Source organism: Dactylosporangium sp. NPDC005572, assembly GCF_040605515.1.
Classification (GTDB): domain Bacteria; phylum Actinomycetota; class Actinomycetes; order Mycobacteriales; family Micromonosporaceae; genus Dactylosporangium.
The window spans coordinates 62,121-71,716 of sequence record NZ_JBEXCY010000037.1 but is presented as its reverse complement, the minus strand read 5'-3'; the positions used below and the strand labels follow the sequence as shown (position 1 = coordinate 71,716).

Annotated in this window: 9 protein-coding genes; all 9 read left to right on the top strand. The window is 72.7% G+C overall.

Annotated features, from left to right (window positions below; translation table 11 throughout):
- On the top strand, positions 1–1,087 hold a 1,087-nt coding region (locus tag ABZS66_RS20390; protein ID WP_354759800.1), incomplete at its 5' end, for an AAA family ATPase.
- A gap of 216 nt (positions 1,088–1,303) precedes the next feature.
- Positions 1,304–1,987 carry an LmbU family transcriptional regulator gene (locus ABZS66_RS20385; protein ID WP_354759798.1) on the top strand — a complete coding sequence of 228 codons (684 nt, stop codon included), beginning with the start codon at positions 1,304–1,306 and terminating at the stop codon, positions 1,985–1,987.
- 122 nt (positions 1,988–2,109) lie between these two features.
- Complete coding sequence (locus tag ABZS66_RS20380; protein ID WP_354759796.1) at positions 2,110–2,622, top strand: PH domain-containing protein; 513 nt, start codon at positions 2,110–2,112, stop codon at positions 2,620–2,622.
- Positions 2,619–4,214, top strand: a complete 1,596-nt coding sequence (locus ABZS66_RS20375; protein ID WP_354759794.1) for a PH domain-containing protein — start codon at positions 2,619–2,621, stop codon at positions 4,212–4,214. The genes ABZS66_RS20380 and ABZS66_RS20375 overlap by 4 nt, the downstream gene beginning before the upstream one ends.
- Positions 4,215–4,364: 150 nt before the next feature.
- Positions 4,365–5,384 carry an aldo/keto reductase gene (locus ABZS66_RS20370; protein ID WP_354759792.1) on the top strand — a complete coding sequence of 340 codons (1,020 nt, stop codon included), beginning with the start codon at positions 4,365–4,367 and terminating at the stop codon, positions 5,382–5,384.
- Positions 5,385–5,436: 52 nt separating this feature from the next.
- Entirely contained in the window at positions 5,437–5,994 is a 558-nt protein-coding gene (locus ABZS66_RS20365; RefSeq protein WP_354759790.1) for a GNAT family protein, read from the top strand.
- Positions 5,995–6,020: 26 nt separating this feature from the next.
- Complete coding sequence (locus ABZS66_RS20360) at positions 6,021–7,022, top strand: NAD-dependent epimerase/dehydratase family protein (RefSeq protein ID WP_354759788.1); 1,002 nt, start codon at positions 6,021–6,023, stop codon at positions 7,020–7,022.
- Positions 7,023–7,026: 4 nt separating this feature from the next.
- Positions 7,027–8,307 carry an activator-dependent family glycosyltransferase gene (locus ABZS66_RS20355; RefSeq protein WP_354759786.1) on the top strand — a complete coding sequence of 427 codons (1,281 nt, stop codon included), beginning with the start codon at positions 7,027–7,029 and terminating at the stop codon, positions 8,305–8,307.
- Positions 8,307–9,584, top strand: coding sequence for an activator-dependent family glycosyltransferase (locus ABZS66_RS20350; RefSeq protein ID WP_354759784.1), 1,278 nt, complete (start codon positions 8,307–8,309; stop codon positions 9,582–9,584). The genes ABZS66_RS20355 and ABZS66_RS20350 overlap by 1 nt, the downstream gene beginning before the upstream one ends.
- Positions 9,585–9,596 lie beyond the last annotated feature (12 nt).

Sequence of the window (9,596 nt, the reverse complement as noted above, 5' to 3'; positions counted from 1 at the left end):
CCGTTATTGGTGGTGGTGTCGTAGTCGGCCTCGGCCGACACGCTGGTGTAGCCGGGCGCCCCTCGCAACGATCCCGGCCCAGCTGCCGCACGACGTTCCGGGCTTCACCGGGCGTACCGCGGAGCTGCGGCGCATCGGCGACGTCGTGTCCGGCGCGCAGTCGCGCGGCGAGGCGAGCGTCGTGGTCGTCACCGGCGGGCCGGGCGTCGGCAAGACCGCGCTCGCCATCCACTTCGCGCACCGCATCGCCCGGCAGTTCCCCGACGGGCAGCTCTACCTCGACCTGCAGGGCTACGCTCCGCACGGGCGGCCGACGCCGCCGCACGAGGCACTGGGCAGCCTGTTGGCCGCGTTCCGCATCCGGACCGAGCCGCCCGACGGCACCCTCGAGCGCAGCGCGCTGTTCCGCAGCCACGTCGCCGGCCGCCGGCTCCTCGTCGTGCTCGACAACGCCGCATCCGTCGAGCAGGTCCGCCCGCTGCTGCCTGGCGGCTCGTCGAGCGTGGTGCTGGTGACCGGGCGCACCGCGCTGACCGGCCTCGCGGTCCGCGACGGCGCGCGGCGCATCGGCCTCGACGTGCTGCAGGAGGAGGAGGCGATCAGCCTCTTCAGCCGCGCCGTCGGGCACACCTTCACCGCGGCGCAGTACCCCGCGGTTCGCAAGATCGTCGACGCGTGCGCCCGGCTGCCGCTCGCGCTGCGCATCGCCGCGGCCCGCATGCACGGCACGGCCCCGCCGAACGTCGCGATCGCCGCCCTGGCCGCGCTCGGCGAAGAGCACCTCTTCGACTACCTGCACGTGCCGGGCGACGAGCGGGCCACACTGCGGTGCGTGTTCGACTGGTCGCTGCGCGAACTGCCGCCCGACGCGGCGCAGCTGCTGCAGGCGCTCGGCCTGGCCCGGGAGTCGACGTTCACCCTCGACGACGCGGCTGAGCTGTCCGGCGCCGACCGGCGCACGGTGCGCCGCAGCCTGGACACGCTCGTTGAGGCGAGCCTCGTCGACGAGCCGATGCCCGACCACTTCCGGCTGCACGGTCTGCTGCTCGCCTACGCGCGCCGGCTGCTCGACGCCGGCCTCGTCTGACGGCGGTCGAACCCGGGCGGGTCCGACCGCGGCGGCCGCCGGCCGCGGGCGGCGTCCCGCCAGCGGGACAGGGCGGTTCGCCGCACCGTGGATTCCGCGGTCCGGGGCCGCCAGTTTGGTGGCTGTTTGGCACATGTATAGACATCGTCCAGTGCCTACCTGAAACGATCAGCGCCGTTGGGTTCTTTCCTGAACGCACGATTGGCACGGTGGCGAATGACTAACAGCAACCGCGTGAGCCAGTTACCGGCGCGAAACGAAAAGAGCACGGCGGGGCCCACCACGGAGAACGCCGGCCGATTCGCGGTCGACGGCAAGGCGATCACCAAGCGCACCACGCTCACCATCCCCGACGGCATGCCGATCAATGCCTGGCGCAATCTTGGCAAGCAGATCTTCATCATCTCCGACTCCTCCGCGTGGTGGCTCGGTGACTGGCTGATTTATGGCCAGGCCCAGTACCCGGGCCGCTACAAACACGCCATCTCGGAGACCTCGCTCGACTACCAGACCCTGCGCAACTACGCGTGGGTCGCACGGCGGTTCAGCCCGGCACGCCGTCGGGAGAAGCTGAGCTTCCAGCACCACGCCGAGGTGGCCAGCCTGGCCGAGGAGGATCAGGACGCCCTGCTCTCGGCGGCCGAGACCAACGGCTGGTCGCGCAACGAACTGCGCCGGCAGGCGCAGCGCCGCCGTGACGGCGACAGCCGGACCCTGGAGAGCGTCAGCCTGCACGTCAGCCTCGAGACCGAGCGCAAGCAGCGCTGGGAGCAGGCGGCCGAGCAGACCGACAAGGACCTGCTGGCGTGGATCGTTGCGAGCCTCGACGCCGCGGCGACGGTGATTCTCGACGATCGGGCGGTGACCGGTCCCGACGACAAGGTCTCCCTGCCCAATTAATGTCACGGAAACGGCCCCGGCGCGCCTGCCGCGACCGGGGCCGGTCCATTACCGAATATTCCTCGCAATCGCCCGGACGCCGTCCTTGTGCCCCTCAAAGAGGCTGTTGCAGCATGGCCGCCATGACTCAAGCACTTCCCCAGGAACGTGCACCCGCCCTGCGTCCACCGCGCCACCGGGTCGAGCGCCGGGCAATTCTCCTGTGGACGCTCAACGCGATCGTCACCGCATTGGTGAGCGTCGGCGGGCTCGGGCTGACCTATGGTCTGTGGGAGGCGTCGCGGCCCTACGTCGGCCCGCTGCTGGCCGTGGCGGCGGTGTTCGCCGCGGTCAACATCCTGGCCATGCCGACCTGGCGGTACCTGGTCCATCGCTGGGAGTTCACCGACCGCGCCGTCTACAACCTCGACGGCTGGATCACGCGCGAGTGGCGCATCACCCCGATCTCGCGGATCCAGAGCATCGACACCAAGCGCGGCCCGCTGCAGGCGCTGCTCGGGCTGACCACGCTGAAGGTGACGACCGCCGCGAAGGCCGGCAGCATCGCGATCCGCGGCCTCGACGCGCGGGTCGCCGCCGAGGCGGCCGAGCGCCTCACCGACATCACCCAGGACACGCCGGGGGACGCCACATGACGGTCACGGCCCGCGAGCCCGGACCGGCCGCGGACGCCGACGCCGGCAACCCCGACGCGGAGGTGCCCTGGCGGCGCCTGCACGTGCGGGTGGTCGTCGTGGACGTGGTCGTGCTGGTCCTCTCGCTGATCCCGACGGCGGTCACCATGCTGGTGTTCCACCTCGGCTTCGACTCGTTCTCGATCTGGACGGCGATCGCCACCACGTCGCTCGGCGTCCTCGGCGCCGTCGGTGACCTCGTCCGGTGGTGGCGCACCTGGTACCGCGTGACACCGGACCGCGTCGAACAGCGCACCGGCGTCTGGTTCACCAGCTTCCGCTACGTGCCGCGGGAGCGGATCCGCAGCGTCGACAGCCACGCCCGGCTGCGCCACCGCCTGGCGGGGCTGCGCGTGGTGCTCATCGGCTCCGGCGAACCGAAGCCGTCGTTCCGGCTCGACGCACTCTCCACCGCGATGGCCGAGGAACTGCGCCGAGCGCTCATCGGCGCCGGCGACCGCCGGGAACCCGGGCCGGCGGCCGCCGCCGCCGACCGGGCCGACGACCGGCCACTCGACGGCAACCCGCTCATCGCCCGCCTGCGCTGGTCGTGGATCTTCTACAACCTGGTCAACGCGTGGGCGTTCCTCGTCGCGGGGTTCCTGCTGTGGAGCTCGTTCTGGGCGTTCCAGCTCGTCGGCGTGAACCTCGCCGACGTCCTGGCGAAGCTCGTCGACTGGCGCGACCTCGGCGTCGGCTGGTCGATCGCCGTGGCGGTCGGCGGGACGTTCCTGCTCGGCGTCGCCGGCCACGCCGTCGGGTTCGTGAAGGACAACTGGGGCTTCGAACTGCTGCGCACGCGCACCGACACCGGCACCGCCCTGCTCACCCGGCAGGGCCTGCTGCAGACCCGCGAGGTCTACCGCGACGACGCCCGCCTGCGCGGCATCCACTTCAGCGAGCCGCTCTTCTGGCGCTGGGCGGGCCTCTGCGAGACCGAGGTCATCTCCACCGGCCTCACCGGCTGGTCGGCGGCGAACGAGCCGGCCAGCAGCATCCTGCCGCGCGGCCCGATCCGCGAGGCGCGGCGGGTGGCCGCGCTGGTCCTGCCGGACGGCCACCGGCCGATGGAGGCCCCGCTGACCCCGCACCCGCGCCGGGCCCTGCTGCGCCGGCTGTGGTGGGCCGCCCTCGTGCCGCTGGCGCTGGCCGGGCTGCTCGCCTGGAGCGCCGCGCTCGGTGGCCCGCCGGCCTGGGCCTGGCTCGCCGCCCTCGGCCTGCTCCCGGTCACCGTGCAGTGCGCCCGCGTCGCCTACCGCGCCCTCGGCCACGGCATCGTCGGGCCGTACCTCGTGCTGCGCTGCGGCCTGATGTCCCGCTCGACCGCCGCCATCGACCGCGGCGCCGTCATCGGCTGGACCGTGCGCGAGACGCTGACCCAGCGGCTGCTCGGCCTGCTCACCGTCCGCGTGTCCACCGCGGCGGGCTACCGCTTCTACCAGGCACCCGACCTCGGCATAGCGCAGGCCGTCGCATTCGTCAATGCCGCGGGTCCCGATCTGGTCGGTGAGCTCCTGGTGCCGGCGAATCGACCGCCGACGCCCCCGGAATAATCCCCTCCCGTTATTGCGAAACCGCTCGGACATTGGTGACGATCCCTACCGCAACGACGGCGTGAAGCGCCCACGGAAAACCTGCGGCGCGGTCCGGCCGTATTGTCCTGACAACCTCGATCGCCCACCTGGGTAGATTTGCGGGTAGACATGCGGAAGACGCAATTCGTAGATGGATTCCCGGTCAGTGCGATCGGACTCGGTTGCAGTTCGATGTCGCACGGTTACCTGCCGTCCGAGGACGACCGGCGCGACGACGAGGAAAGCATCCGGGTGATCCGCCGCGCGGTCGAGCTCGGCATCGACCTGTTCGACACCGCCGACGTGTACGGGCCCTACGAGAACGAGGCCCTGCTCGGGCGGGCCCTGCATCCGTTCCGCGGCGAGGTGCACATCGCCACCAAGTGCGGCCTGGTCAGCGGGCCCGACGGCAAGTTCCGCCGGGACGGCCGGCCCGAGCACGTCCGCAGCGCGTGCGACGCGTCGCTGCGGCGCCTGCAGACCGACGTCATCGATCTCTACCAGCTGCACCGGGTCGATCCGGCGGTGCCGCTGGCCGAGACCTGGGGCGCCCTCGCCGAGCTGGTCTCGGCGGGCAAGGTCCGCGGCCTGGGCGTCTCGCACGCGACCGGCGACGAACTGGAGCTGGTGCACGCCATCCACCCGGTCACCGCGGTGCAGTACGAGCTGTCGGTCTGGTGCACCCAGAACCTGGCCGACGTGCTGCCCTGGAGCGTCAAGAACAGCGTCGGGTTCCTCGCGTTCGCACCGGTCGGCCGGGGCTACCTCACCGGCCGGCTCAACGGCGCCGAGCTGCCCTCGGACGACTCCCGCAGCCGCGACCCACGCTTCCGGCCCGAGGCCATGCGAGCCAACCAGGCCATCATCGACGGGCTGCGGCGCATCGGCGCCCGCCACGGCGCCACCCCGGCCCAGGTGGCCATCGCCTGGGTGCTCGACCAGGGCGACAACGTCGTGCCCATCCCCGGCACGCGCCACCGCCGCTGGCTGGAGGAGAACGCCCGGGCCGCCGACCTGGTGCTCACCGCCGAGGACCGGGCCGACATCTCCGCACTGCCCCCGGCCATCGGCGTCATGAGCTGGGACGGCAACCGCACCGCCGACCAGCAGCCGGACGGCGCGTTCGCCCCCGAGGCGGCGCACGCCTGACCCTCGTCCCCGTCCCGCCAGCGGGACGCCCAACCCGAGAAGGAAGCCGCCGGTGATCTTCCCGCACACGGTCTCGCGACGCGTCGAACTGCGCCCGGCCTCGATGCGCGACCACTCGCTGTTCCTCGACACGCTGTTGCGCACCGGTTTGGAGAGCTTCCGGCCGGCCGCCACCACCGCCGGCATGTTCCGCATCCTCGACGCGGCATTCCTGGTGTGCCGGCGCGATGGCGAAGAAGTGCTCGGATTCAGTACGCTGCACGGGCTCGACCCCGCCGGACATATTCGCTGCGGCATTTATCTGGACCGGTCGCGAGCCCGTTTGGGAATCGGCTCGGAAGCCATTCATCTGCTGCTGAACTACGCGTTCGCGATGTTCAACGTCGAGAAGGTCGTCGCGCAGACGACCGAGGCGAGCTTCAGCGCGTTCGGGCTCACCCTCGGCGGTTCGCAGATTCGCAGCGTGCTGTCCGATCACCTGTATTTCCGGGGCACCCTGTGGGACCTCCACACGTTTCAGATCGAGCGGCACGAGTGGGAACGGCACGTCGACGACAACCTCGGCAACATCCTGCCCGAGCCGCTGACCTGGCGCTCGGCGCCCGTCTGAACGGCCCCGGCGCCATGGAGGAGCCCGTGGAAGCAGTGAACCAGCCCCCGTTGATCGTCGTGCTCGGCGCCTCCGGCCTGCTCGGCACGGCCCTGACCCGCCGGCTCGCCGAGCGGCCGGTGCGGCTGCGTCTCGTCGGGCGCCGGGCGGCGAGCGTGCCGCCGGCGGCCCGGGCCGAGGTCGAGGTCCTCGCCACCGACCTCGCCACGCCCGGCGCGCTCGCCGCCGCCGTCGAGGGCGCCGACGTGGTGTTCCACCTCGTGGCCTTCATCGAGGGCGCGAGCACCTGGCGGGTCGGCGCCGACGACCCGGTCGCCGAGCGGGTGAACCTCGGCCTCGTCCACGACCTGCTGGACGCGGTCCGGGACGGCGGCACTGGGCGGCCGCCGGTCGTGCTCTTCGCCGGGTCGATGTCACAGGCCGGGCGCAGCCGCCGGTCGCGCATCGACGGCAGCGAGCCGGACCGCCCGCTCACCACCTACGACCGGCAGAAGCTCGCCGGCGAGCAGGCCATCGAGCGCGCGCACGCCGCCGGCTCGGTCCGCGGCACCACGCTGCGGCTGGCCACGCTCTACTCCCAGGGCACCGACCCGACCGCCCTCGACCGGGGCGTCGCCGCCGCCATGACCCGCCGCGCGCTGAGCGGGGAGCCGCTGACCCTCTGGCACGACGGCACGATGCTGCGCGACCTGCTGTGCGTCGACGACGCCGCGGCGGCGTTCGTGGCCGCCATGGACCACATCGACGCCACCGGCGGCCGGCACTGGCTCGTCGGCACCGGCCTCGGCACCAGCGTGTCCGACCTCTTCGGCACCATCGCCAAGGTCGTGGCCACCCACAGCGGCCGCCCGCCGGTGCCGGTGGTGTCGGTGCCGCCCGCCGCGCACGCGATGGCCACCGACGCGATCGACTTCGTGCTCGACCCGTCGGCGTTCTGCGCGGCGACCGGGTGGCTGCCCCGCGTGAGCCTGCAGGAAGGGCTCGACCGGCTCGCCGCCGCGGCCCTGCACGAGTCGGCGGAGGGCTGAACCCGTGCGCGTCCTGCTGGTCACCTACGCCGAGCGCACGCACTTCCTGGCCATGGCGCCGCTCGCCTGGGCGCTGCGCACCGCCGGGCATGAGGTGGTCTTCGCCAGCCAGCCGGCCTTCGTCGACGAGATCACGAAGGCCGGCCTGAGCGCCGTGTCCGTCGGCCGGTACCGCGACCCGGCCCGCGTCCTGGAGGTCGCCCCGGACTGGAACACCGACGGTCGCGTCGGACTGCCCATGCCGTACGACGTCGTCGACCAGCGGCCCGAGGACATCTCGTGGCCCTACCTGCGCGACGGCTTCCGCCAGCAGGTCCGCGACTGGCACAAGCTCGAGAACGTGCCGATGATCCCGGACCTGGTGGCCTTCGCCCGGTTCTGGCGGCCCGACCTGGTGCTGTGGGAGCCGACCACCTACGCGGGCGCGATCGCGGCCAAGGCCTGCGGTGCGGCCCACGGGCGGATCATGTTCAGCCTCGACATCTACGCCGCGACCCGCGTGCTGTACCGCCGGCTGCTCGCCCGGCAACCCGAGAGCGAGCGCGCCGACCCGCTGGGCGAGTGGCTCGGCGCCTACGCCCGCGCCAACGGCGCCGAGTTCGACGAGGACATGGTCACCGGCCAGTTCACGGTCGACCAGTTCCCGCAGGCGCTGCGGCTGGAGGCTCCGGGCGTGCGGTACGTGCCGATGCGCTACACGCCCTACGGCGGCACCGCCGAGATCCCGGCCTGGCTGCACGAGCCACCGCGCCGGCCGCGCGTGGCCCTGACGATGGGCCTCGTCGCCACCGAACGCTTCGACGGCTTCGTCGTGGACCTGCAGGCGATCCTGGACCACCTGGCGGAGCTCGACGTCGAGGTCGTCGCCACGGTGCCGGAACGCGAGCAGCGCCGGCTGGCCCGGGTGCCGGCAAACGCGCGGCTCGTGCCGTTCGTGCCGCTGCAGGCGCTCGTCGCGACCTGCGCCGTGGTCATCCACCACGCCGGCTTCGGCACGCTGTCCACGACGGCCCTGCAGGCGGTGCCGCAGCTGGTGCTGCCCTGGCACTTCGACGAGCCGCCGCTGGCCGAGGGCCTGGCCCGCATGGGCGCGGCGATCGCCGTGCACGCCGGCGAGGCGACCGGACCGGCCGTCCGCGACGCCGTGCGGCGGCTGCTGGAGGAGCCCGGATTCCGCGCCGGCGCCGACCGGCTGCGCGCCGAACTGCTGGCGCTGCCGACCCCCAACGCGCTGGTCGGGCGGCTCGAGGCGCTGACCGCGGAGCATCTGGAAGGAGCACGCTGATGCGGATCCTGTTCGCGGTCAACCCGGAGAAGACCATCTTCCAATATCTGGTACCGCTGGCGTGGGCGCTGCGCACGGCCGGCCACGACGTCCGGGTCGCGAGCCAGCCCGCGTTCGCGGGCGTCATCACGCAGGCCGGGCTGACCGCGGTGCCGCTCGGCGCGGATCGCAACCCGTGGCGGGTCACCGCGCACCAGCCCGAGGTCCGCGCCCGCATGCGGGTGGGCATCCTGGAGCCCTACGACGCGTTCGACCACCCCGAGAAGGCCACCTGGGACTACCTGTCGAACGGGCTCGCCGGCGCGCTCAACAGCTGGCACAAGCCGCAGAACTTCCCGATCGTCGGCGAGCTCGTCGAGTTCGCCCGCGCCTGGCGGCCCGACCTGGTGGTCTGGGAGCCGATGACGTTCGCCGGCCCGATCGCGGCGAAGGCGTGCGGCGCCGCGCACGCCCGGCTGCTCTTCGGCATCGACGTCTTCGGCGGGGTGCGCCAGACGTTCCGCGCCCTCGCCGCCGAGCAGCCGGCCGACCAGCGCACGGACCCCCTGATGGAGTGGTTCGAGGGCTACGGCCGCCGGTACGGCTTCACCGCGACCGAAGACATGTTCGTCGGCCACTTCACGGTCGACCAGTTCCCGGCGAGCCTGCAGGACGAGGCGCCCGGCCTGCGGTACGAGCGCATGCAGTACGTGCCCTACGGCGGCGTCGCGGTGGTGCCGGAGTGGCTGCGCACGCCGCCGGAGCGGCCGCGGGTGGCGCTCACCATGGGCCTGTCGGCGACCGAGATCTACAACGGCTACACGATCTCGATGCGCGAGGTCGTCGCCGCGCTCGCCGACCTCGACATCCACCTCGTCGCCACCGTCGCCGACAGCGAGCGCGAGCACCTCGGCACGATCCCGGCCAACACGACCGTCGTGCCCTACGTCCCGTGGCACGCGCTCGCGCCGACCTGCTCGGCGGTCGTCCACCACGCCGGCGCGGCCACGCTGGCGACGACCGCCCGGCACCCGGTGCCCCAGTTGTCCGTGCATTACCACTTCGACCAGCCGATCCTGGCCCGCAAGCTGGCCGACCACGGCGCCGGCCTGGAGATCCCGACGGCCGAGGCGACCGGCGAGAAGGTTCGGGCGGCCGTGCTCCGGCTGCTGTCCGAGGAGTCCTTCCGCCGCCGGGCCGCCGACCTGCGCGACGAGATCCTCGCCCTGCCCACCCCGAACGAGCTCGTGCCGCGGCTGGAGCGGCTCACCGCCGAGCACCGCGAAGCGGCCGGCTGAGGGCGGCCGGGC

Excerpts from the sequence above, each read along its gene's own strand:
- ABZS66_RS20385 (WP_354759798.1), top strand. The coding sequence starts at position 1,304 with ATGACTAACAGCAACCGCGTGAGCCAGTTACCGGCGCGAAACGAAAAG.
- ABZS66_RS20380 (WP_354759796.1), top strand. The coding sequence starts at position 2,110 with ATGACTCAAGCACTTCCCCAGGAACGTGCACCCGCCCTGCGTCCACCG.
- ABZS66_RS20375 (WP_354759794.1), top strand. The coding sequence starts at position 2,619 with ATGACGGTCACGGCCCGCGAGCCCGGACCGGCCGCGGACGCCGACGCC.
- ABZS66_RS20370 (WP_354759792.1), top strand. The coding sequence starts at position 4,365 with ATGCGGAAGACGCAATTCGTAGATGGATTCCCGGTCAGTGCGATCGGA.
- ABZS66_RS20350 (WP_354759784.1), top strand. The coding sequence starts at position 8,307 with ATGCGGATCCTGTTCGCGGTCAACCCGGAGAAGACCATCTTCCAATAT.